Origin of the sequence: Alcaligenes sp. DN25 (assembly GCF_023674485.1) — a bacterium.
GTDB classification, from domain to species: domain Bacteria; phylum Pseudomonadota; class Gammaproteobacteria; order Burkholderiales; family Burkholderiaceae_B; genus Alcaligenes; species Alcaligenes phenolicus.
The window spans coordinates 4,044,936-4,069,492 of the sequence record NZ_CP098408.1; the positions used below are offsets into that span (position 1 = coordinate 4,044,936).

The 24,557-nt window shown below is 56.9% G+C and carries 17 protein-coding genes; 12 read left to right on the plus strand and 5 right to left on the minus strand.

Annotated features, from left to right (window positions below; genetic code table 11):
* Nucleotides 1–2: 2 nt before the first annotated feature.
* The 3 genes from NBV64_RS18605 to NBV64_RS18615 are packed head-to-tail and all read right to left on the minus strand — an operon-like array spanning nucleotide 3 to nucleotide 3,952.
* Nucleotides 3–2,186, minus strand: coding sequence for a type I secretion system permease/ATPase (locus NBV64_RS18605; protein ID WP_338129240.1), 2,184 nt, complete (start codon nucleotides 2,184–2,186; stop codon nucleotides 3–5).
* Nucleotides 2,170–2,391 carry a hypothetical protein gene (locus tag NBV64_RS18610; RefSeq protein ID WP_022983326.1) on the minus strand — a complete coding sequence of 74 codons (222 nt, stop codon included), beginning with the start codon at nucleotides 2,389–2,391 and terminating at the stop codon, nucleotides 2,170–2,172. Before NBV64_RS18610 ends, NBV64_RS18605 begins: the two co-directional genes overlap by 17 nt.
* Before the next feature lie 43 nt (nucleotides 2,392–2,434).
* Entirely contained in the window at nucleotides 2,435–3,952 is a 1,518-nt protein-coding gene (locus NBV64_RS18615) for a TolC family outer membrane protein (protein WP_080747981.1), read from the minus strand.
* An 849-nt stretch (nucleotides 3,953–4,801) separates the two neighbouring features.
* Between NBV64_RS18615 and NBV64_RS18620 the strand changes: the two genes are divergently transcribed.
* From NBV64_RS18620 to cysG, 12 genes are all read left to right on the plus strand, one after another.
* Entirely contained in the window at nucleotides 4,802–6,229 is a 1,428-nt protein-coding gene (locus NBV64_RS18620) for an NAD-dependent succinate-semialdehyde dehydrogenase (RefSeq protein WP_035269583.1), read from the plus strand.
* Nucleotides 6,230–6,335: 106 nt separating this feature from the next.
* Entirely contained in the window at nucleotides 6,336–6,989 is a 654-nt protein-coding gene (locus tag NBV64_RS18625) for a TetR/AcrR family transcriptional regulator (RefSeq protein WP_094198158.1), read from the plus strand.
* Nucleotides 6,990–7,200: 211 nt separating this feature from the next.
* Nucleotides 7,201–9,546, plus strand: a complete 2,346-nt coding sequence (locus NBV64_RS18630; protein ID WP_250756319.1) for an acyl-CoA dehydrogenase — start codon at nucleotides 7,201–7,203, stop codon at nucleotides 9,544–9,546.
* The gene (locus NBV64_RS18635; RefSeq protein ID WP_250756321.1) at nucleotides 9,543–10,838 is read left to right on the plus strand and encodes an acetyl-CoA C-acetyltransferase; all 1,296 of its coding nucleotides are present in this window, start codon (nucleotides 9,543–9,545) and stop codon (nucleotides 10,836–10,838) included. The genes NBV64_RS18630 and NBV64_RS18635 overlap by 4 nt, the downstream gene beginning before the upstream one ends.
* Complete coding sequence (locus NBV64_RS18640) at nucleotides 10,835–12,778, plus strand: 3-hydroxyacyl-CoA dehydrogenase NAD-binding domain-containing protein (RefSeq protein WP_250756322.1); 1,944 nt, start codon at nucleotides 10,835–10,837, stop codon at nucleotides 12,776–12,778. The genes NBV64_RS18635 and NBV64_RS18640 overlap by 4 nt, the downstream gene beginning before the upstream one ends.
* A 125-nt stretch (nucleotides 12,779–12,903) precedes the next feature.
* Entirely contained in the window at nucleotides 12,904–14,229 is a 1,326-nt protein-coding gene (locus tag NBV64_RS18645) for an OmpP1/FadL family transporter (RefSeq protein ID WP_250756324.1), read from the plus strand.
* Nucleotides 14,230–14,238: 9 nt separating this feature from the next.
* Entirely contained in the window at nucleotides 14,239–14,757 is a 519-nt protein-coding gene (locus NBV64_RS18650; RefSeq protein WP_009462453.1) for a DUF4442 domain-containing protein, read from the plus strand.
* A 19-nt stretch (nucleotides 14,758–14,776) separates the two neighbouring features.
* Nucleotides 14,777–15,349 (plus strand): chalcone isomerase family protein, encoded by a 573-nt coding sequence (locus tag NBV64_RS18655; protein ID WP_250756326.1) that lies wholly within the window; start codon nucleotides 14,777–14,779, stop codon nucleotides 15,347–15,349.
* 23 nt (nucleotides 15,350–15,372) lie between these two features.
* Nucleotides 15,373–17,037, plus strand: coding sequence for an AMP-binding protein (locus NBV64_RS18660; RefSeq protein ID WP_250756327.1), 1,665 nt, complete (start codon nucleotides 15,373–15,375; stop codon nucleotides 17,035–17,037).
* 154 nt (nucleotides 17,038–17,191) lie between these two features.
* Nucleotides 17,192–19,024: an assimilatory sulfite reductase (NADPH) flavoprotein subunit gene (locus NBV64_RS18665; protein ID WP_250756329.1), complete on the plus strand. Its 1,833-nt coding sequence runs from the start codon at nucleotides 17,192–17,194 to the stop codon at nucleotides 19,022–19,024.
* An 11-nt stretch (nucleotides 19,025–19,035) separates the two neighbouring features.
* On the plus strand, nucleotides 19,036–20,745 hold the full coding sequence (cysI, locus tag NBV64_RS18670) for an assimilatory sulfite reductase (NADPH) hemoprotein subunit (RefSeq protein WP_060185540.1): 1,710 nt from the start codon (nucleotides 19,036–19,038) through the stop codon (nucleotides 20,743–20,745).
* A gap of 1 nt (nucleotide 20,746) precedes the next feature.
* Nucleotides 20,747–22,201: a siroheme synthase CysG gene (gene cysG / locus NBV64_RS18675; protein ID WP_250756330.1), complete on the plus strand. Its 1,455-nt coding sequence runs from the start codon at nucleotides 20,747–20,749 to the stop codon at nucleotides 22,199–22,201.
* Between the two features lie 322 nt (nucleotides 22,202–22,523).
* On the opposite strand, the gene NBV64_RS18680 is transcribed toward cysG, so the two are convergent.
* Nucleotides 22,524–23,273 (minus strand): ABC transporter permease, encoded by a 750-nt coding sequence (locus NBV64_RS18680; RefSeq protein ID WP_203145820.1) that lies wholly within the window; start codon nucleotides 23,271–23,273, stop codon nucleotides 22,524–22,526.
* 77 nt (nucleotides 23,274–23,350) lie between these two features.
* The gene (locus tag NBV64_RS18685) at nucleotides 23,351–24,547 is read right to left on the minus strand and encodes an ABC transporter substrate-binding protein (protein WP_022983331.1); all 1,197 of its coding nucleotides are present in this window, start codon (nucleotides 24,545–24,547) and stop codon (nucleotides 23,351–23,353) included.
* Nucleotides 24,548–24,557 lie beyond the last annotated feature (10 nt).

Consider the following 24,557-nt stretch of genomic DNA (forward strand, 5'->3'; position numbering starts at 1 on the left):
TTTCATGCTGCACTCCGGGCCTTACCAATCTGCCCACTACGCAAGGCGGCAATGACCTGATCCTTAGGACCATCCGCCACAATACGCCCCATATCCATCACGATCAGGCGATCCACCAGCTCCAGCAAGGCGGTGCGGTGGGTCACCAGCACAACTGTCTTGCCCTCGCATTCTTTATGCAGGCTGCGACGCAGGGCTGATTCGCTCTGGTTATCCATATTGCTGCTGGGTTCATCCAGCAACAGAATGGACGGGTTACCGATCAAGGCACGAGCCACAGCGATAGCCTGACGCTGACCACCCGAGAGGGATTCGCCGCGTTCGCCAATCATCATGTCGTAGCCATCAGGATGACGTCGTGCGAAATCATCCACCCCTGCCTGACGAGCCGCTGCCAACATTTGATCGTCAGTTGCATAAGGCGTGCCCATCAGCAAATTGTGTTTCAAAGTGCCATAGAACAGTGTGGGGTCCTGCGAGACATAGCCCATGGAGCGACGCACGTCTGCCGGGTCAATCTGCTGGCTATCAATTCCGTCCAGCACAACGGTGCCGCCCGTCGGTTTGTACAGACCCAGGATCAGCTTGGACAAAGTGGTTTTGCCGGAGCCAATACGGCCGATAATCCCTATCTTCTCGCCAGCCTTCAAGGAAAAACTGACCTTATCCAGCACGTTCTGATTAGTGCCGGGATAGCTGAAACTAACGTTGCGGAACTCGATAGAGCCTTCCAGATAAGGGCGTGGCACAAAGTGACGCTCTTCAGGATGCTCTACCGGCATATTCATGTACGAATCCACCGAACCCAGGGAGGTACGGGCATTCTGATACTGCATCATCAAGCCAGCCACTTGCCCCAAAGGAGCCAGGCAACGGCCTGCAATCATGGAGGAAGCAATAATGCCCCCCATGGACAATTTGGTTTCCTGAACCAGATACACCCCGATAATCACCACGCTGATGGTGACCATCTGCTGCAGCATCTGCACCGTGTTCACGGTCAGGGTGGAAGTCATCTTGATGCGCGCACCCTGACGAGCCAGGTACTCGGTGGACTGCTCCCAATCGCGCTGCGCATTGCTTTGCGCATTCAGGACCTTCAAGGTTTCCATACCAGCCAGGGATTCGACCAGGCCAGCGTTACGCTGGGCAGCAGCCTGGAAGGTCTGTTTGGTCAGGCGTTCCATACGTGCCTGAGCAAACCAGGAAATACCCAGGATGATCACAATGGCCACAACGGGCGGAATCAGCATCCAGGGCGAGATCCAGGCCAGCACAGCCAAAAACAGCAGCACAAATGGCAAATCGACCAGTGTCGTCAAACTGGCCGAAGCGATAAAGTCGCGCACCGATTCAAAAGAGCGCAGATTGGCAGCAAAAGAGCCCACCGACGGCGGTCGGTTCTCCATGCGCAAGTCCAGCACCCGCTCCATAATCCGCGCAGACAACTGAATATCCACCCGTTTGCTGGCAGCATCAACTACATAGGCTCGCACACTGGAGAGCACCATGTTCATGACCAGCACCAGCCCAATCCCAATCGACAGCACCCACAGGGTTTCAATCGCTTTGTTGGGAACCACCCGGTCGTACACGTTCATGGTGTAGAGCGGAATGGCCAGCGCAAACAGATTGATCAGCAAGGCAGCGCCAATGGCGTCGCGATACAGACGCCAGTTTTGCACTACGGCTGTCCAGAACCAATGCTTGCCCTTCATGGGGGCCACACCATCTTTGGCACGCGCTTCGACACGGAAATCCGGCTGTACCACAGCCAACAGCCCGGAGTACTGCGCTTGCAGATCTTCCAGGCTGATTTCGCTGGGGCTACCACTTTCCGGGAAATGCACCCGGGCACGTTCTTCTTCCAGCCCCAGCAATACACATGCCCGGTTATTGTTCAGCAACAAAATAACCGGGAACAGATTGGTGTCGAGTTCGGTAAAGGCGCGGCGCCACACTCGGGCCGTGCAATGACCACGCGCGGCCGCTCGACTGAGCAAGGCAGGCGTCAAACGCCCACGCTGCAAAGGCAAGCCTGCAGACAAGTGCTGCGGCGTGCAAGGATTACCGTGGATACGGGTAATCTCTGCCAGGCAGGTCAGAAGAGGATCATCATGCGTCAGATGAGGCGGGATACTGTATTGCCCGCTTGCTTGTGTCGTGCTGTCAGATGAGTGGTTCATCGTCATTAATCAAATCCAGCGAATCCCGCAGGCGTTGACGGGTACGTTTGCGCTCGTTCAATTTGGCCAAGGCCTGGGGAGGCAGATCAGTCATACGAAGCACACCGTTAGCAACCAGTGCGTCAATCAAATCCTCCAGCACTCGGATAAAACTGGCATCCGAGACTGAGAGCTCTTGTTTGTAGTCATCTTCGTTCTGACTCATACGTGCCTCCCTTCACTATCCAATAACGCCAAGAAGCAGCTACTTACAGCCCGGCTGGTTTCTCGCGCAGGACTGGCGGAGCCATACCGTCGCGGTAATCAACAGAAACCGGGGTCAGGTTGCTGGTATCTGGAACAGGCGTCATACATGCCTTGAATGCCTCTTCGGGGAAGTCCAGCTTGGCGGCTTCTTCAGGCTGCTCCGAGTAAGGCTGGGACAGGCCAACTGCCGACACCAGACGGTGCGACAAGGTCAACCAACGGTATTCGGCTTGTTGCAGGTCGTAAGTGGCATTGGCCAGAGCGCGACGCGCATCAAACAGTTCGTTTTCCGTATCCAGCAAGTCCAGCAAGGAGCGCTGACCGATCTGGAACTGCTGCATGTAAGCAACGCGAACCTTGGACGTAGCCAGCTCGTGTTGTTTCAGGAATGGCAACTGAGCACGCAGGCGCTCGATGTTGTTCCAGGCCACGGCCAGATCCTGCTGTACGTTGCGGCAGGTGTAATCGCGCACGTCGCGGGCAGCGTACTGCTGAGCTGTGGTTTGACGGATGCGAGCAGCATCGGCACCACCACGGAACAGGTTGTACGACAGCATCAACTGCACGTTGCTACTTTGCGAGTTACGGTATGCGGAACCGGGAGGATCATTCTTGTCCTTGCCTGTCGCAGCACGGAATTCCAAAGTAGGCGACATGCGGCCTTGAGCCACGTGTTTGCCCGACTCAGCAGCTTGATACAAAGCCTGCTTAGCCAGAATCACGGGGCTGGTGCGCAAGGATGGCAAGAAGTCGGTGGTATTGGCAGGAATCGACTCGCTCAGGCTAGGGGCCGCTTGCATGACTTCAGGAGCAGCCACACCCACAATGCGACGGTAGCGTTGCAGCACGTCGTTCAGGTTGCCGGCCTCGGTCATCATGTTGCTTTGAGCCAGGGACTGGCGGCCATAAGCTTGTTCCAGGTCCACACCACGGCCCACGCCGGATGCCGAACGTTCCTGAATCTGGCTCAGGATGTTCATGTGCATGCCGTAGTTTTCACGGGCCAGCTTTTCCATTTCGCGGTAACGCAGCACATCAATGTGCGCGTTGGCCGCTTCCAAAGCCAGAGAATCTACCGAAGCCAGCAGCTCGTAGTAGGTAGCCAGTTTTTCGTAACCCAACTGACGAACCTGGTTGATCGAGGAGAAACCATCAAAAATCAACTGACGCAGTTGCAGGCTGTAGCCGCTGCGGGACCAGTCGGTAGACGGAGCACCGGAGGTGCTGCCACGCCACTCTTTGCCAACCCAACCCTGTGCATTGACCTCGGGCAACAAGGCGCCACGGCCAACGTTCTGACCTTCAAGCGCAGACTGGAAATCCTGGAAGCGAGCGCCAAGTTCAGGATTGGACATAATTGCCCGCTCAATACTGTCCTTGAAGCTCAAGCTGTTTTCCTGCTGGGCAAGCGCTGGTTGCGCCAGCAGTAGCGCTGTCAGCAGCGCACTTACCGTTAGAGTTTTCTTACCACGCACGTCGGCCTCCGTAAGATCCTGTGCCGCGTTCGCAACAGACGTCATTACGTCAGCGTCGCAACGCATTGCCAGATCAAATTTAAGTACAAAAATGAAAGAAGAATGGGTTCGGTGTGTCGCTCAAACAAAGCGAAAGAAACACCACCCGAGGGCCCAACACCTATGTATTGCACATGGGCTTTACATCTAAGACTGGTAAGTACATCGCCAGCCGCAGCAGTATGTTCATAATGGACCGGGGCAAGACAAGGCGGAGCTACAGGCTTCTGACCTGTATTCTTGGAGCATAACCTTGTGTCTGATTGTGACTTTTTACGTGATGCATAGTGAAACTCATCACGTAGATCACGGGACAAATTGTATCTTAGATTACAAGGAGCTTCGTGGACGACAATGTTAAAAATGATAAATAGCCCGTGATAAAAAAGGCAACAATACACTGAAATTAAACGATTTCGGGCGATTAGGCGCTTAAGCAATAACTGTTGCGCTTATCCCACGTGGCGCGATCGTTGGTAATAATCTACAAAAAACTTTCACCTTAATAAGCATTTAGGTTACATCAAGATAAAACCAGCTTATCACCAGGCGATAAAAATATTTTCATCGTTAAAAATATAACAATCGCTCACATTAAGAATGCTGCACTTGTAACGATTTCTTATTGCAGCTTGATGTCGGTTTTCATCTCTTTGTCAGACCTTCAAAAAGAGATATGAAATCAAAAACTTATAACGGTTTCTTGAAGGGCTCCCTGTTTCGCGCCCGTTTGTAGCTTCTCTGAACAATCCGTTGCTGCAATATCCGCCGCCCACGCTTGTCCCGTTTCTGCTCGCCCGATACCATCGAACGGTACGTATTTAGTTAGCAACACAGACAACTTGGAGGCCGCTCATGTATCAACACCTGGCCCTGTATATCAATGGTCAATTTCTGGATGGACAAGGTCGCCAGACCCAGGCCGTCATCAATCCTGCCAATGGCAGCACCTTGGGCCAACTGCCGCTGGCATCCCAGGCGGATCTGGACGCGGCTCTGAACGCCGCCCAGGACGCGTTCAAAAGCTGGCGTCACAGCTCGCCCATGGATCGCAGCGCGATCCTGCGCAAGGTCGCGGAACTGTCGCGTGAACGCGCCCAGGAAATTGGCCGCAATCTGACACTGGACCAAGGCAAGCCCTTGGCCGAGGCGGTAGGCGAAATCATGTCCTGCGCGGACCATGCGGATTGGCACGCCGAGGAGTGCCGCCGTATTTATGGCCGCGTCATCCCCGCCCGCAACCCCAAAGTGCAGCAAATGGTTCTGCGCGAGCCCATCGGGGTCTGCGCCGCCTTTACGCCCTGGAACTTTCCCTACAACCAGGCCATTCGCAAGATCTGCGCGGCTATCGGTGCTGGGTGCACGATTATTCTGAAAGGCCCCGAGGACTCCCCCAGTGCGGTCATGGCTATTGCCCAAGCCTTTCATGATGCGGGCCTGCCTCCGGGTGTACTAAATATTGTCTGGGGTGTGCCACAGGAGGTGTCGGACTACCTGATCCGCTCGCCCATCGTGCGTAAAGTCTCCTTTACCGGATCTGTACCTGTAGGCAAGCAACTGGCTGCACTGGCCGGTGCCCATATGAAACGCATCACCATGGAATTGGGCGGTCACTCGCCTGTGCTGGTCCTGCCTGATGCCGATGTAGCCCGCGCTGCTCGTCAGCTGGCTCGTTTCAAAATTCGCAATGCTGGTCAGGTGTGCATTTCACCCACGCGTTTTTATATCCACGACGATATCTACACTACATTTGTGGACCGCTTCACCGAAGAGCTGGCCAATGTAAAAGTGGGCGATGGTCTGGACCCGGATACGCAAATGGGGCCCTTGGCTCACGAGCGCCGCCTGCCCATGATGCAAAAGTTTGTCGACAACGCCCGCTCTCTGGGTGGCAAAGTGTTGCTGGGAGGTGAACAGATCAAGCGCGATGGTTTCTTTTTCTCGCCCACAGTGCTGACGGATTTGCCCGACGATGCACTGGTCATGACCGAAGAGCCATTTGGCCCCATCGCCCCCTTGACGCGCTACAGCGATCTGGACGATGCCATCGCCCGTGCCAACAGCCTGCCCTACGGTTTGTCGGCCTATGCCTTTACACAATCCTTGCAAGACGCGCATCGACTGGGCACAGAACTGGAATCCGGTATGGTCAATATCAATCACTTCGGCAGTTCCCTGCCCGAGACTCCGTTTGGCGGCGTCAAGGACAGCGGCATTGGCAGCGAAGGCGGTGCCGAAACCTTTGACGGATACTTAGTCACCAAATTTGTGACCCAGATCTAAGACTGGCTCCTGGCCCCGCTTTGCGGGGCTAGGGTGAACCCCTACTGTACTAACTGCGCATTCCCGTTACATTATTCAAACACTCGTTTGAAATTAGGAAATAACGGTGAAACGCTCTGATCGGACACAGTCCGCCATTCTCGATGCAGCCGAACATCTTTTCGCGCTGTATGGCCACGAAAATACCTCCATGCGCCAGATTACGGCGCAAGCCAAGGTGAACCTGTCGGCTGTCAATTATCACTTTGGCAGTAAAGACGGACTGACACAGGCCGTGTTCCAGCGCCGCCTGAACAGCATCAATCAAGAGCGCCTGGAAAAACTGGCGTTTTATCGCCAGCAAGCCGGTGAAGGTCCTTTGAAAGCATCCCAGGTGGTGGATGCCTTTTTTGGCCCACTGATCCGCCTGGCAGGTTCAGGCAACGGCACCCCACGCTCGTTCATTCCTTTGCCGGGGCAGGACCGCCCGGCGCCGCAGGATTTCATTCAGTCCATCTGTTGGGACGAACAAGTCGCCATCTTCCTGCCCTTCAAGCAGGCTTTGCATGAAGCTCTGCCTACCGTGCCTGAAGAAGAAATCATCTGGCGATTCCATTTCATGCTGGGTGCCACCTCGTATGCCTTAATGGGCACCCAATCACTGCGTCGGGCTTTGCAATTACCCCTTAGCGACAGCCCGGAAAGTGAGCAACAACTGCAACAGCGCTTGATGAGTTTCCTGCTGGGTGGATTACGAGCTCCTTTACCCGCCAGCACCTGAGCTGAACGGCCCTGACCACCAAGCTACACCACGGTGAACCGCGCCCCTCTCTTAGGGGCAGCAAGTCGAAGGTGCAGCATGAGGGGGTTTTACCGCCGGGCCGCTCCCAAAGCTCGGCGCCCCCGGTAAAAAGTGCCCCCTCGGGGGCAACAGGCCGAAGGCGCAGCGTGGGGGCCTTCTTCTTTTTTTTCTGAGCTAGTCCGGAGTTGCTATGTTTGTGACCTTGCTATTGATAGTGCTAGTGCTTGGCTGCGTCTACGTTCTCAAAAACCGGAATCTACGCACCAAGTGGCTAAGCCGCCCAATCTACCGCGCCTTTTCCAGCGTTCTGCCTGCCATGTCCCAAACCGAGCGCGATGCGCTGGAAGCAGGTACGGTCTGGTGGGAAAGTGAGCTGTTTCGCGGCAAACCCAACTGGAATACCCTGAGCTCTTATCCGGCCTACCGGCTCACCGATGAAGAGCGCCAGTTCATGGACAATGAAGTCAATGTGGCTTGCGCCATGATTGACGACTGGCAAGTCAGCCAGGAAGACTTCGACATGCCTGCCGAGGTCTGGAACTACCTGAAAGAAAACCGCTTCTTCAGCCTGATTATTCCCAAGGAATACGGCGGTCGCGGTTTTTCGGCGCAAGCGCACTCGGCGGTTGTCGCCAAGCTCTCCACCCGTAACTCGGCCTTGTCCGTCTCGGTCATGGTGCCCAACTCGCTGGGCCCGGCAGAACTGCTGCTGCACTACGGTACCGACGAGCAGAAACAACACTATCTGCCCCGCTTGGCTGATGGCCGTGACATCCCCGCTTTCGCACTGACCAGCCCTTGGGCCGGTTCAGACGCCGCCTCTATTCCTGACGTAGGGATTGTCTGCAAGGGCGAATGGGAAGGTCAAGAAGTGCTGGGCATGCGCGTCACCTGGGACAAACGCTACATCACCCTGGCTCCGGTTTGCACCTTGTTGGGTCTGGCCTTCCGCCTATATGACCCGGACGGTTTGCTGGGTGGCGAAAAAGACATTGGCATTACCTGCGCCCTGGTTCCAAGCGACCACCCCGGCGTGGACACTGGCCGTCGTCACTTCCCCTTGAACGCCATGTTCATGAACGGCCCCACCCGTGGCAAAGACGTGTTCATGCCGCTGGAGTTCATCATTGGTGGCCCCGCCATGGCTGGCCAAGGCTGGCGCATGTTGATGGAATGTCTGGCTGCTGGCCGCTCCATCTCTCTACCCTCCTCCTTTACTGGCATGGCCAAACTGACCAGCCGCGCCGTGGGCGGTTACTCCGCCGTCCGTACCCAGTTCCGCAGCGCCATCAGTAAATTTGAAGGTGTGGAAGAAGCACTGGCTCGCATTGCCGGCCATACCTATGCGATGGATGCCGCCCGCACCATGACGGCTGCTGCCGTGGACCTGGGCGAGAAACCTTCTGTCGTCTCGGCCATCGTCAAATACCACGTCACCGAGCGTGGTCGCATTGTAGTGAACGACGGTATGGATGTGATTGGTGGTAAAGGCATTTGCCTTGGCCCCTCCAACTTCCTGGGCCGGGCTTACCAGCAAATTCCCGTCGGCATTACGGTGGAAGGCGCCAATATTCTGACGCGCAGCCTGATCATCTTTGGCCAAGGCGCGATCCGTTGCCATCCTTTCATCCTTGAAGAGATGACAGCCGCCCTGAACCCTGACCGCGAAGCCGGTTTGCGTAAATTTGACCAGGCTTTCTGGGCACACATCCGCTACACACTGGCCAATACAGGCCGCTCCTTCTGGCTGGGCCTGGGTGGCTGGCGCTTGCTAAGTGGCCCTACCGGCACTTCCAACGCCATGCACACCTACTACAGCCAGGCCAGCCGTTACAGTGCTGCTTTCTCCCTGCTGGCCGATGCCTCCATGCTGGTTCTGGGTGGTTCCCTGAAAATGCGCGAGCGCCTGTCCTCGCGTCTGGGGGATGTGCTGTCCGAGCTGTACATGCTAAGCGCCGTGCTCAAGCGTTACCAAGACGAAGGCCGTCAACAGGAAGATGCACCTCTGGCTCACTGGGCGGCTCAAGACGCCTTGATGCGTGCTCAACACGCTCTGGACAAAGTACTGGAGAACTTCCCGAACCGTCCTTTGGCGGCCGTGCTGCGCTTCCTGGTCTTCCCTCTGGGTCTGCGCCGTCTGGGCCCTGATGACAAGCTGGACCACACTGTTGCCAAACTGTTGACCAAACCCGGTGCCACTCGAGATCGCCTGACTTACGACACCTACTTGCCTGACGACGATATGGAACCCGTCGGTGCGATTGAAGCGGCCCTGCTGGCTTCGCTGAACACCCGCGATATTGACGCCAAAATCCGTCAGTTCGAGAAAAGCGGTCAATTGCAGGACAACCCCAAAGCCAACGTACGCGATCTGGCCGAAGCCGTCTTTCAGGCCGGTGGCATCACCGCCCAGGAATACGAGCAAATCCAGGCCCGCGACATCGTGCGTGATCGCGTTATTGCCGTGGATGATTTCCCCTTCGATTTGCGTCGGGAAAATCCTGCCGCTGAAGCCGCCAGTGGGAGCCAAGCATGAGTTTTCAACCGGTCTATATTATTGACGGCGCACGCAGCCCGTTTCTGAAAGCGCGCAATGCGCCCGGCCCCTTCTCTGCTGGAGATCTGGCCGTACAAACGGGTCGCGAGCTGTTGCTGCGCCAACCCTTTGAGGCCCCGCAGCTAAGCGAGGTCATCCTGGGTTGCGCCGCCCCCTCGCCCGATGAAACCAATATCGGCCGGGTTCTGGGTCTGCGTCTGGGCACAGGTCACAAAGTGCCGGGCTGGACCGTGATGCGTAACTGCGCCTCGGGTATGCAGGCACTGGACTCGGGCGTACAGGCCATTCAAACCGGCCGCTCGGATCTGGTGCTGGCCGGTGGCGTAGATGCGCTGTCTCACGCCCCCATCCTGTTCAGCGAAGACATGGTGCGCTGGCTGGCCACCTGGGGCAAAGCGCGTAGCCTGGGCGCACGCCTGAAAGCGCTGCGCAGTCTGCGTCTGTCCTATCTGAAACCAGTCATCGGCCTGCTTAAAGGGCTGACTGATCCCGTCGTTGGCCTGTCCATGGGGCAGACCGCTGAAATTCTGGCGCACGAGTTTGGTATCAGCCGTCAGGATATGGATGAATTTGCGGCCCGCAGTCACCGTCTGGCTTTGCGTGCTCAACAAGAAAACGCTTTTGAAGAAATCGTGCCGTTAAGCGACACGCGCGGTAATAACTACCCGCAAGACGATGGCGTACGCGAAGACTCCACGCCCGAGAAGCTGGCCAAGCTGCGTCCGGTCTTTGATCCACCTTGGGGCAATATCACGGCCGGCAATAGCTCCCAGGTGACCGATGGCGCTGCCCTGCTGATTCTGGCCAGCGAAGCCGCCGTCAAGGAACATCAGCTCAAACCCATTGGCCGCATTGTAGATGCGCAATGGGCTGGCCTGGACCCAGCCACCATGGGCCTGGGCCCTGTTTTCGCCGCGACGCCTATTTTGGAGCGCAACCGTCTGGCCCTAAATGGTCCGGACTTGTGGGAAATCAACGAGGCTTTTGCAGCACAGGTACTAGCATGTCGTGCTGCATGGGACAACCAGGAGTGGTGCCAAAAGCATCTGGGTCGTGATGCTTTGGGTCTGCTGAATATGGACAAGCTCAATGTGGACGGCGGCGCCATTGCGATCGGCCACCCGGTGGGTGCCTCCGGTGCCCGAATTGTGCTGCATTGCTTGAATGCCCTGCGTCGTCGCAACTTGCGCCTGGGCATGGCCGCTATTTGTATTGGCGGCGGACAAGGCGGCGCCATGCTGATCGAATCGCTGCAAGGAACTGAATCATGATGCCCGTCGCTACCCTGGATTTGCAAAACTTCACGCTGTACACGGACGATCAGCAAATTGCCTGGCTGAAAATCGATTGCGTGGGCAGCTCGGTCAATAGACTCTCGGCAGCCGTTCTGCAGGAACTGAACCAGGCGCTGGACTACCTGGGCAGCCATCCTCCTAAAGCACTGATCATTTACTCCGGCAAAGCTGCCGGTTTTGTAGCCGGTGCGGACATTGACGAGTTTTCGGAACACAACAACAACCCTGAAAAGGGCTTGGCACTGGTCACACGCGGCTGGACCGTCTTCAACAAGCTGGCCAAGCAGAGCTACCCCACGTTGGCGCTGGTGCAAGGCCACTGCCTGGGCGGTGGTCTGGAGCTGGCCCTGGCATGCCGTTATTGCCTGGCCGTAGATCAGGACGATACACGCCTGGCTCTGCCTGAAGTGATGCTGGGTATTTTCCCCGGTTGGGGCGGCATGTTGCGACTGCCTGAATATATAGGCCCTGCCGCCGCCATGGACTTGATGCTGAGCGGCAAAAGCGTGGATGCTCGCAAGGCCGCCCGTCTGGGTATGGTCGATGCCTGCGTTCCTGTCCGTCTGGCCAAGCAAGCTGCTATCAAACAGGTGCTCAGTGGCAAGAAGCCGCGTCGCGCCAAGGGTCTGTCACGCCTGATGAATACCAAGCTGCTACGCCCCCTGGTTGCTAATCAGGTACGCAAGCAGTTGGCAAAGCGCGATCCCTATCAGCACTATCAGGCGCCCCGTGCCATCCTGGAGATCTGGGAAAAGCACAACGGCAATGCCTTGAAGGCTCCCGAGCTGATCGAACAAATCACCCGCTCCAACACCGCAGCCAATCTGCTGCGTGTCTTCCATTTGCAAGAGCGTCTGAAAAGCGTAGGCAAGCATTCGTCGACTCAGGAGATCAAGCATATTCACGTGGTCGGTGCTGGTGTCATGGGGGGCGATATTGCCGCCGTATGTGCGCTGAAAGGCATGCGTGTGACGCTGCAGGATCAGGACCGCAAGCGTATCGCCCAGGCACAAGGTCGTGCCGCCAAGCTGTTCCAGCGCCGTCTCAAAGACCGCAGGCTGGTACAAGCCGCCTTGGACCGATTGATCCCGGACCCGGACGGCCACGGCATCCCGTCGGCAGATCTGGTTCTGGAGGCCATCTTCGAGAACGCCGATGCCAAGCGCAGCCTGTACGCCACCATTGAGCCCTTGCTAAAGCCCGGTGCTGTGCTGGCGACCAACACCTCCAGCCTGCCTTTATCCGAGCTCAGCCTGAACCTGATCAATCCGGAACGACTGGTAGGCATTCACTTCTTTAACCCGGTCTCTCGCATGCCCTTGGTTGAAGTGGTGGAAAGCGAACTGCTGGCCCCTGAAGTGCGCAGCGTTGCCTACGCCTTTGTGAACCAGATTGGCAAGCTGCCCTTGCCCGTTAAAGACAGCCCCGGCTTTCTGGTCAATGCCGTCCTGGCTCCCTATATGTTGGAAGCCATGCGCTGCGTGGACGAGGGGCTGGACCCGGCCACTGTGGACAAAGCCATGCTGCAGTTCGGCATGCCCATGGGCCCGCTTGAATTGGCCGACACCGTGGGCCTGGATATTGCCCGTGATGCAGGTGCCCAATTAAGCCAGCAGGCGGCCATGCCAGCCTGCCTGAAAACCCATCTGGACCGCCAGGAACTGGGTCGCAAAACCGGCCAGGGTTTCTACACCTGGAAAGACGGCAAAGCCCAAAAATCTCCTGCGGGAACAGTCCCAAGCGGTCTGGCAGATCGCTTGATCAAACCACTTATCGAACAGACCGAACACCAGGTTCGCATCGGTGTTGTGGAGAACGACGATCTGGCCGATGCAGGCGTGATTTTCGGTACCGGCTTTGCGCCATTCAGAGGGGGCCCTCTGCATTACAAAGCAACACAAAAACAACGCAATTAGTTCGGATTGGCACAAATACCTATACGCCGATTGGCCTAGGTCATGCACCATAGAAAACAAACAGGTGTTTTAAAACTTGTCATAAGCCTCTGTCAGACGTCGCACCTATACCTTGGAGAAGAGACATGAAAAAGACGGTTGTAGCTTTGCGTACCATCCCCGCCTTGCTGATTCCTCTGGGAATGAGCATGGGAATGGGTCAAGCCCAAGCGGCTGGTTTTAACTTGCTCGAACAGAATGCGAGCGGCCTGGGCAATGCCTACGCAGGCTCGGCCGCCATTGGTGACAATGCCAGCACGATCTACTTCAACCCGGCCGGCATGACCTTGTTGCCCGAGACCAACTTCTCGGCAGGTTTTAACGCGATTAAACCTACCTTCAAGTTCTCCGATAAAGGCAGTACCGACCCCCTGGCCCTGACAGGTGGCGCCAGCCGTCCCGCTACTGGCGGCTCAGGTGGTGATGCCGGTAAAGTCGCCGCCGTTCCCAATATTTATCTGTCCCATCAGCTCTCGCCCAAGTGGTGGGTGGGCCTGGGTATTGGTGTCCCGTTTGGTCTGACAACTGAGTATGACGAAGGCTGGGTTGGCCGTTACCACTCTGAAAAATTTGCCATTGAAACCATCAACGTCAACCCGTCGGTGGCTTACAAAGTCAACGACCAGTTGTCCTTCGGTGTAGGTGTGAACTGGCTGCACATTGATGCGGACTACCGTCTGGCTACCCCGGTTGGTTATCACCCGGCTTTGGGTCCACTGGACATGGACACCCGCGTCAAGATGAAGGGCGACGCCTGGGGCTGGAATGCCGGTTTGCTGTACCAAATTACCCCCAGCACTCGTTTGGGCGTTTCCTATCGCTCGCAAATCAAGATCACGGCTGATGGCGACACCAAACTGCGTAACCGCAACGTGCCGGCTGGCATTCCTGCCCCCAACATCAATTGGGACGCAGAAGCCACCATCAAGCTGCCTGACACCGCCATTGTCAGCTTGGTGCACGACCTGAACTCGCGCTGGCAATTGCTGGCCGATGTGTCCTGGACAGGCTGGAGCAGCATCCCGCGTCTGACCATTGAAAACAGCGGCCCCGGTGCCAAGGATTCCGGTCTGGAACTGAAGTTCAAGGACGCATGGCGCGTCGCCCTGGGTGCGAACTACCACTACAACGAGCAGTGGACCTTCAAGGGTGGTATTGCTTGGGACCAATCCCCCGTTCGCGACAAGAACTACCGCCCAACCGCCCTGCCTGACAGCGATCGTTACTGGGTGTCCCTGGGTGCTCAGTATCGTGCCAGCAAGAACGCCACCTGGGATATCGGCTACACCCACTTGTTCCTGAAAAATACCGACATGAACAACAACACGGATCTGAAAGGTCGTGGTCTGACACGCGGTACCTACAAAAACAGTGGCGACATCCTGGGCGTGCAGTTCAGCTATCGCTTCTAAGGATGCACTATGGCCCGCAGTCGCCGCATGGAGCTGCTCGCACGCCTACCCCCCACATGGCGTGCGCGCTTTTTGCAGCTGGGCTTTAACTGGCACCCCGCCTTCCGGGCAACCGGCGGGCGGGTCCACAAAGTTTCAGCGAACTTGCAACACATCGTCGTACGCCTGCCATTGCGTCGTCGCACTCGCAACATCAATGGCTCTTTATTTGGCGGCTCCCTGTTTGCCATTACAGACGGCGTGCACGCCACCATGCTTCTGGCTGGGCTGCAACGCCATGTGATTGTCTGGGACAAGAATGCAGAGATTCAGTATCGCCGCCCCGGCTACCAGACTCTGTACGCCAATTTTCAAATCAATCCAGATGAACTGGACGCAATACGAGGACAGCTAGACCAATACCACGAGGCTGAAGCCACGTTTACCGTGCAGATCCAGGACCCCGAAGGCCAGATCTACACCACGGTGGAACGCACCATCTATATCGCCGACGCCCACTTCTACAAGCAGAAAACACAATCACGCTAATTTGCCGGAGGACCGCTTCATGTTTACCCCCCGCTGTGCCGCCCTGATTTTAAGTCTGTCCCTGGGGCTACCCGCCGCCCAGGCCGCGACTGTTGCGAATGTCACCGTGCCAGACACGGTCACCGTCGAGCAGCAAAGCCTGAAACTGAATGGGGCAGGCCTGCGCAAGAAAGTTGTTTTTGATGTGTACGTCGCCGCCCTGTATACCGCTTCGCCTTCCCAGGATGCCGAAGCCATTATTCAATCCCCCGGGCCGCATCAAATCCGACTGGTCCTCAAACGCGACCTGGATGCCCAAACCCTGATCGATGCCCTGAAAGACGGCATTCACAACAACCTGACTGATCCTGAAAAACAAGAACTGGACCCTGTCATCAAGCAATTTGAAGACTTGATGCGCCAGGTGGGTGAAGCCAAGGAAGGCGACGTTGTGGTGCTGGACATGCACACCCCTCAGGTCAAGATCCTGTTCAACGACAAGACGCTGGGAGAGCTCTCTCACCCTGATCTGACCCCTGCTTTGTTGAAAATCTGGCTAGGCAAGAAGCCTGCCCAAGAATCGCTCAAAAAGGCCCTGCTGGGATTGTCTTGAACCTACACGCCTCGGAGCGCTTCATGGATAAAGTCTGGCTGCAGAACTACCCCGCCGGTATTCCTGCCACTATCGAAGATCAGGCCCAGCAGTACTCGTCCTTGCTGGATGTATTTGAACAAAGTTGTACCGAGTTCGCGCAGCGCACTGCCTATATCAGCATGGGCAAACGCATGAGCTACCGCGAACTGTCGACCAATGCCTTGGCCCTGGCCAGCTGGCTGCAAAGCCAAGGCGTGAAAAAAGGCGACCGTGTCGCCCTGATGATGCCCAATATGCTGCAGTACCCCATCAGTCTGTATGGGGTGTTGCGCAGCGGGGCCACCATTATCAATACCAACCCGCTGTATACGGCCCGTGAACTGCGCCACCAGCTGCAAGACAGTGGCGCGGAAACCATCATCATTGCGGAGAACTTTGCCCACGTGCTGCAGGAAATCCTGCACGAAACACCCATCAAGCGAGTCATTGTGACCAGCGTGGGGGATTGTCTGGGCGGCTTCAAGGGCTGGCTGGTCAATCAAGTGGTGCGCCACATTAAAAAAGGTGTGCCTGCCTGGTCCTTGCCTGGCTCCGTCTCTTTCAAAGCCGTACTGTCACAGGGACGAGGCCGCACACCGGCCCCGGTCAAGCTGACCCACGATGATATTGCCTGCCTGCAATACACCGGGGGCACGACGGGCGTTGCAAAAGGAGCCATCCTGACCCACGGCAATCTGGTTTCAAACCTGAGCCAGGCCCTGTCCTGGATTCGCCCGTATTTGAGAGAAGGCCAGATCGACTGCGTTGTTACTGCCCTGCCGCTCTACCATATCTTCGCTTTCACCGCGAACCTGCTGGTGTTTCTGCGTCTGGGTGCGGAGAACCTGTTGATCATTAACGCACGCGACATTCCCTCCATGATCAAGGACATGTCCAAGCTGCGTTTTACTGCCATTACGGGGGTGAACACGCTCTTTAATGCCATGCTGAACAATGCCGAGTTCCGCAAGCTGGATTTCTCCTCGCTACGTTTTACATTGGGTGGCGGTATGGCAGTGCAAGAAGTGGTCGCCAAGCGCTGGCTGGAAGCAACCGGCAAACCTCTGGCCCAGGCTTATGGACTGACTGAAACTTCACCAGCAGCCACGATCAATCCGCTGGATAAAAAAGAGTTCACTGGCTCAATCGGGCTGCCCGTTCCTTCTACCGACATACGCATACGCGACGAAAACCAGAACGACCTGCCGTTGGGCGAAACGGGCGAGCTATGCATTCGCGGGCCGCAAGTTACTCCCGGCTACTGGCAACGTCCCGATGAAACCGCCAAGGTCTTTGATCGCGACGGCTTTTTACGCACGGGCGACATTGGCTATATGGACGAGCAAGGTTATGTCTTCCTGCTGGATCGCAAGAAAGACATGATTCTGGTCTCGGGCTTTAACGTCTACCCCAATGAGGTGGAAGCCGTCGCCGCCCAGCACCCGGATATTGTCGAGGCCGCTGCCGTCGGTGTACCGGATGAAAAAGCAGGCGAAATCGTCAAACTCTATGTCATCAGCCGCAATCCCGATTTGACGGAAAAAGACGTAATAGCCTTCTGCCGCAAGAACCTGACCGGCTACAAGGCCCCGCGCATTGTCGAGTTCCGCGACGACCTGCCACGTACCAACGTAGGCAAGATCCTGCGCCGGGAACTGCGTCCATAACACGTATTTCGCACGCGCTTAGAGCAAGATGAAAGGGGCTTATGCCCCTTTTTCATTAACCGAAGGATTCATAAACAAATAAGAATCGGATCGTTCGTAGCCCTGATACCGCTCTTTAGAATGGGACAAACTATTTATATAAGCGAGTGTCAGAATGCACGCCCTGTCCCGCCTCTCGGAGTCCAATCGCACGGCGATTGCTCAAATTACCGACGAGCTCGATCCGCTGTCCCTGAACTGGCTGTCCGGCTATCTCGCGGGTGTCGCGCAAGTGCGCCACACCGGCCTTCCCGCTCAAGCGCCTGTTTCTCCTGAACTGTCGTTGGTGCCCGCCGCCGCTGCGCCCGCCCAACGACCTGCCACCATTGTGTTTGGCAGTCAGACAGGCAATGCCCAACGCGTCGCCGAAGCCTTTGCCCAGCGTTGTGAAGCGGCCGGCATCCCCGTGCGCCTGCTGCGCGCCGACCGCTACCCCACGCGCGAGCTGAAAGAAGAACGTCTGCTCTACGTCATTATCAGCACCCAGGGTGAAGGCGATCCGCCAGACGATTCCATCGCGTTTTTCGAGTTCCTGTCCGGTGCCCGTGCCCCCAAGCTGCCCGCACTGAAATTCGGTGTGCTGGGCCTGGGAGATTCCAGCTACCCCCTGTTCTGTGGGATCGCGGAAAAGATTGATCAACGCCTGCTGGCTCTGGGTGCGGAACGCATTCTGGACGCGGGGCTGGCTGATCTGGATATTGATACGGTTGCCGCCCCCTGGCAGGACAAAGCCTTTGGTTTTCTCGAAACGGATCACCAGGCCCACGCCGCTGCGGCCGTTCCTGCCGCCCAATCCAGCAACGTTACGGTGCTGGAAACCCAGACCCGCAGCAGCTTCACCCGCGACAATCCATTCCAGGCCACCGTGCTGCAAAGCCAAAGCATTACGGGCCGCGACAGCACCCGCAACATCTATCACTACGAGTTGTCGCTGGAAGGCAGTGGCCTGAAGTACCAACCCGGTGATGCCCTGGGTGTCTGGCCTACACAAAACGCCAAACTGGTCGAAGCGGTTATCCAGACGTTGAAGCTGGACCCGCAAGAGACCGTCACCATTCAGGACAAGTCGCACACGCTGCAAGAATGGCTTAGCCACTACCGCGAGCTGACGCAACCGACCAAACCTTTCCTGGTGGAACTGGCCAAGCGCAATAGCGATGCCGTGCTACAGACAGCCGTAGGCCCAGAGGGTTTGAGCACTTTGCAAGAGCTGCTGAAAACCCATCAAGTGCTGGACGTATTGGAACGCTTCCCGGCCACCTGGAGCGCCGCCGAACTGGTGCAAGCCTTGCGCCCTCTGGCACCCCGCATGTATTCCATCGCCTCCAGCCAGTCCGAGGTGGACGAAGAAGTACATCTGACTGTGGCCAATGTGCATTACCAATTCAACGAGCAGGATCGTTGGGGCGTGGCTTCCAACTATCTGGCCCGCCTGAACGAAGGCGATACCGTGCCGGTGTTTATCGACCCCAATACACGCTTCCGCCTGCCTGAAGATACCAACCGTGACGTGATCATGATTGGTCCCGGCACCGGCATTGCCCCTTTCCGTGCCTTTGTGCAGGAACGCAGTGTTCAGGGTGGTGAAGGCCGCAACTGGCTATTCTTTGGCAACCCGCACTTTCACTCCGATTTCCTCTACCAGACCGAATGGCAACGTGCCTTGCAGGACGGTCAGTTGCAACACCTGGATCTGGCCTTCTCGCGCGATCAGGAAAACAAGGTTTACGTCCAGCACCGCTTGCTGGAAAAAGCAGCCGAGGTCTATGCCTGGATTCAGGGCGGCGCCCACATTTATGTGTGCGGTGATGCCAATCAGATGGCCAAGGACGTACACCAGACCCTGCAGGAAATTGCCCGCCAGGAAGGTGGATTGGACGCAGACCAGGCTCGCAGCTGGTTGGAAGAACTCTCGGCGCAGGGCCGCTACGCCCGCGACGTTTACTGAGAAGCAAGGACATGACAGAAAAGAAAATCGCCGCTATCGAACAAGTAAAAATTGATAGCCGCTATCTGCGCGGTGGCATTACCGAGGGTCTGGCAGACCCAATCACGGGCGCCATCAGCGAAGACGACAACAAGCTGCTGAAATTTCACGGCAGCTATCAGCAAGACGACCGCGACCAGCGTGAAGAGCGTCGCAAGCAAAAGCTGGAACCGGCTTTCAGCTTCATGATTCGCGCCCGCCTGCCTGGTGGCGTGGTCACGCCCGCCCAGTGGCTGGCCTTTGACCAGATCGCCTGTGACTGGGCCCAGTTTGGCCTGCGCATCACCACCCGTCAGACCTTTCAATGGCATGGCGTACGCAAGCCCTTTTTAAAACCCACACTGCAAGCCATCAACAAGGCCATGTCCACGACATTGGCTACTTGCGGTGATGTGAACCGTCAGGTGGTCAGCGCCACCAATCCCTTGCTGTCGGAGCAACATGGCTTGGTTCAGGAGTGGGCTGACAAGATTTCCGAAACCTTCCTGCCCAAAACCCGCGCCTATGCCGAGATCTGGCTGGACGGCAAAAAAGTCGAAGACGCCATTGACGGCGAAGACTTTGAACCGATTTACGGCAAGACTTACCTGCCCCGCAAATTCAAGATCGGCATTGCCGTGCCTCCCTTGAATGATGTGGACGTGTTTGCGCAGGATATCGGCCTGATCGCGATTATCGACAACAATCAGTTGCTGGGCTTTAACGTCGCCATTGGTGGTGGCATGGGTGCCACACATGGCGACGACACCACCTACCCACGACTGGGCAGCGTGATCGGCTTTGTACGCCCCGAGCAACTGCTGGCCGTTTGCGAAGCCGTGATCACCACACAACGTGACCACGGCAACCGCGACGAGCGCCGTCATGCCCGCCTGAAATACACCGTGGATAAGCTAGGGGCCGACTGGTTCCTGGAAGAAGTGCAAAACCGCAGTGGTCAAACGCTGGAGCCGTCACGCCCCTACCATTTTGACCACAATGGCGACCGCTTCGGCTGGACCCAAGGCAGCAATGGCCGCTGGCACCTGAGCCTGCGTATCGATTCGGGCCGCATCATGGATACCGAAGTCGGCCCCTGGCTGACGGGTATGCGTGAGATCGCGAAGATCCACCAAGGGCAGTTCCGCCTGACCTGCAACCAGAACCTGATCATTGCCGATGTGCCTGAAGAAGATAAGGCCAAGATCGACAAGCTGGTCGCAGATCACAAGCTGGATGTGTACCAGACACAAAGCGGCATACGCAGCAGCACGATTGCCTGTGTCTCTCTGCCCACTTGCGGTTTGGCCATGGCCGAGAGCGAACGCTACGCCCCCATCCTGCTGCCCAAGCTGGAAGCCTTGCTGGACAAGTACCAGCTGCGCGACGAGCGCATTGTGCTGCGTATCTCCGGCTGCCCCAACGGCTGCGCCCGTCCTTACCTGGGTGAAATTGCCCTGGTTGGCCGTGCTCTGGGTCGCTATGACTTGCGTCTGGGTGCGAACTTCAGCGGCGAGCGCCTGAACGTAATCTATCGTCAAAATATTGCCGAACCAGAAATTCTGAGCATTCTGGATGAGCTGTTTGGCCGCTTCGCTGCCGAGCGTCTGGAAGGCGAGCACTTTGGCGATTTTCTGGTTCGCGCTGGCGTGGTTGCCGAGCCTACAAGCCGCTTGATTCCTTTAGTTTTACAGCCAGCCTGACATGAACCTCTTTCCTTTATTCGCCAACTTGAAGCAGCGCGCGGTATTAGTGATCGGCGGTGGAGAAATCGCCGAGCGCAAAGTGCGTCTGGTCCTGGCCGCCGGTGCCCAGGTCACGCTGGTCGCCCCCTATGTGGTGGACAGTCTGGAAGAGCTGGCGAATCAAGGGCGCATTACCCTGATTCGGGAGCGCTATCAGGCCCAGCATCTACAAGGGGCCTGGCTGATTATTGCCGCCACTGACAAACGGGACGTAAACCAGATCATTGCCCAGGACGCACAAGAAGCCCGCATTCTGGTCAATGTGGTGGACGACCCCGAATTGTCCAGTTTTCAGGTGCCTGCCATTGTGGATCGTTCACCACTAATTATTGCCATTTCCTCTGCAGGGTCGGCCCCCATGTTGGCACGGCGAGTACGGGAGCAACTGGAAACCATGTTGGACCACAGCCTGGGTGCGATCAGCCGTCTGGCGCAGGAATACCGCAGCGCCATTCGGCGCGCCCGCCCCGAGCTGGGTGCGCGCCGCCGTTTCTACGACTGGCTGCTGGATGGCCCGGTAGGTGCCGCCCTGCGCAGTCAGCAAGCCGAGCAAGCCCGCTTGAGCCTGGAGAGCGCGCTGCAACAGCCTGAGTCACCCCGCGCCACACAAGGCCGCGTGATTCTGGTGGGCGCCGGTCCAGGCAATCCAGGTCTGCTGACCCTGCATGCCCTGCGTGCACTGAATCGTGCTGATGTGATTCTGTACGATCGTCTTGTATCCGATCAGGTGATGGAGTTGGCTCGTCGCGATGCCCACCGTATTTTTGTAGGCAAGCAATTGGGCGAAGATCATCACCAGACCCAAAACCGCATTCATCAGTTGATGATTGAACACGCCAGAGCAGGTCAAACCGTGGTGCGCCTGAAAGGCGGCGATGGCTTTATTTTTGGCCGTGGCGGTGAAGAACTGGAATATCTGGCCGAGCATGACATCGCATTTGAAGTGGTGCCAGGCATCACGGCTGCCATTGCATGTGCGGCTTATAGCGGCATCCCCCTGACACACCGCGATCACGCCCAGTCCGTGCAGTTCGTGACGGCACATCGTAAAAGCGGTCACGGTATCGAGGATTGGAACCCGCTACTGGATACCAGCCAGACAGTTGCTGTCTACATGGGTTTGCAGCAGATTCTGGGCTTTAGCCATGAGCTGGTACAACGGGGCCGCAGTGCCACTACGCCCTGCGCCTTGATTGAAAATGGTTCGCGCCCTGAGCAGCGCACCTTGCTGTCCACGCTACAAAACATTGCCCAGGATGCGCAGCAGCATCAGTTTGCCAGCCCCTGCATTCTGGTGATCGGTCAGGTAGCTACCTTGGGCAGTACCTTGTCCTGGTATGGCGAGCTAATCGACCAGCTCAGTCCACGTACAGCAATTACGCAGGATGCACACAATACCTTGGTCGCTGCATGAAGGCCGTAATCAAGGCCTAGCTAGAGTCTCGTCTCAAGATCACTTTTCTATACGTACCAACTAAGGCTCCAGTCAGTGCGAGATTAGCATCCTTGAATACCCCTTCAAACTGAATCCAAAAAGGCCCTCAACATCTCAATGTTGAGGGCCTTTTTTATCTTTCTGCAGCTTCTGAAAAACCACTAAGCACCAGGTAAAACTGCCAGCGCCTACAAGAACAAAACTGGCAGCGGCAGATAGCCTGAGCATGCTCTGTCACTTGTCTTTCCTGGAAATACAAAACAGTCAAAGCTCTTCGCCTGTCGGCCCATGGGCTGAGTATTTAGCGCTGTCCCAAGGCCGCAAACAAGGCTCGCAAAGCGCTATCCAGCAGATAGCCAATCAGACCAATCAAGACAATTACGGCCATCAGTTCGGAATATGCCATGCGATCACGCGTATCCAGAATCAGGTAACCCAAACCAGCCGACACACCCAGCATTTCGCAAGGTACCAGCACAATCCACAAGACACCAATAGCCAGTCGGCTACCCGTCAGTACCGAGCCTACAATGCCGGGCAGAATCAAGTACAACAGCGTTTCCAGCTTGGTGGCCGCCAGACTGCGACCCAGCATCAGCCAGCGCGGATTCAGATGCCGTACGCCCGAGGCTGTATTCAGCAAGACAGGCCAGACACCGGCCACACCCAACAGAAAATAAATCGGTGCATCCCCAATACCAAAGGCCATGACGGCAATAGGCATCCAGGACAGGGGCGAGATCATGCGCAGGAACTGGAACAAGGGAGTCAATGCGGCGTGAGCTCGCGCTGACAAGCCCAGCAGCAAACCGGCGGGCACGCCGACACCCAATGAGATCGCCAGCCCTACAAAAATACGTTGCAAGCTGGCACCTACGTGCATCCAGGTCTCGGACCAGCCCAGTATCTCCAGCAAGCTATGAAAGGCAGCTGCTGGTCCGAATTGCTGCATCAGAGGGCTGCTGGACCAGGCTGTGGCCAAGTACCACAGCACGACTCCCGCCAACAAACCGCCCAAGCCCCACAGGGTGCTGGCAATCCAGGCATTCATTTTGGGGCGTCGCAAAGACGCAGCCGATCGCGGATCAGACTGCGCCAATGACGGAGAAGAAGCAGACGCACTCAAACTCATACAACAATGCTCTCGTTGCGGGTGTATTGCTCGGACAAGCCAAACTGCGCCAGGCCCCCCTGCTTTTCCAACGCGGCACGGACAAAGCGGTCATCCACCAGATCGCTGGCTACGTGTTCAGGAGACAGCCCTTCCAGAAAACCACGCTCGCCCTGAATCAAGGTCCCTTGCAGCATTTGCACCAAGGACTCGGTGTAGCTGGGGAAAGGATAAGGTTGAAAATCGATACGCTGGTCGTCCCAGTCCGGATGACGAATCACGCCAGACTTCACGTATTGCGCACGATCCGCCGGGTCCGGGGACAGCACTTTCAACAGGTTTTCTTGAGTGTGCGGGGTATAGCGGTTCCCGCCTTCACGCGACAGGATCTGGGCCGCCTCGGCGCGGTGACTGCGTATCCAGATCTGTGCCTTGACCAGACCATCCACCACGGCTTGCGACCATTGGGGGCGAGTCTGCAAATCCTGCTCGTGCATGAAGGCCACGCAACAGGCGTGATCGCGCCAGACGTCGCCAGTAAAGCGCAAGATGCGGCCCATGCCCTGAGTTTCGGCTAAGGCATTGAAAGGTTCGGCCACCGTAAAACCGGCAATTCGCCCCGAGGCCAAGGCCGGCGGCATATCAGCAGGCGCCATCACCACCAGATTGACCTCATTGGGTGCCAGCGCAGCGGAGTTTTTCACGACAGGCGTCAGGCCGTATGCTTTGAGCACATGCTGCATCACCACATTGTGAATCGAGTACCAGAAAGGAATCGCCACCGTCTGCCCGCCCAATTGCTCGGCCGAGCTGATGTTCTGCGCCACCGTGATAGCAGAGCCACTCATGTGATTCCATGCCACCACCTTTGCAGGGACTTTGCTGCCGTAGCGCGCCCACACCGTCATAGGCGAGAGCAAGTGCACCAGATTGACCTGACCGGAGATAAAAGCCTCGATCAACTGAGCCCAACTGCGCACCATCACGGGCTTTTCAACCGCAATACCCGCTTCTTCAAAATACCCATTGTGATGCGCCACCAACATGGCGGTGGCATCGGTAATCGGCAAATAGCCGATACGCAAAGGCGCATTTGACTCACTTTGTGCACGGGCAGTCCCTTGGGCCAGCAAGGGCGCAGCACCCGCAACGGTCAGCAAAGACGCCAGTTTCAGCAAGTCGCGACGGGTACGGGACGTAGGAGATTCAATCATGAAATGCACC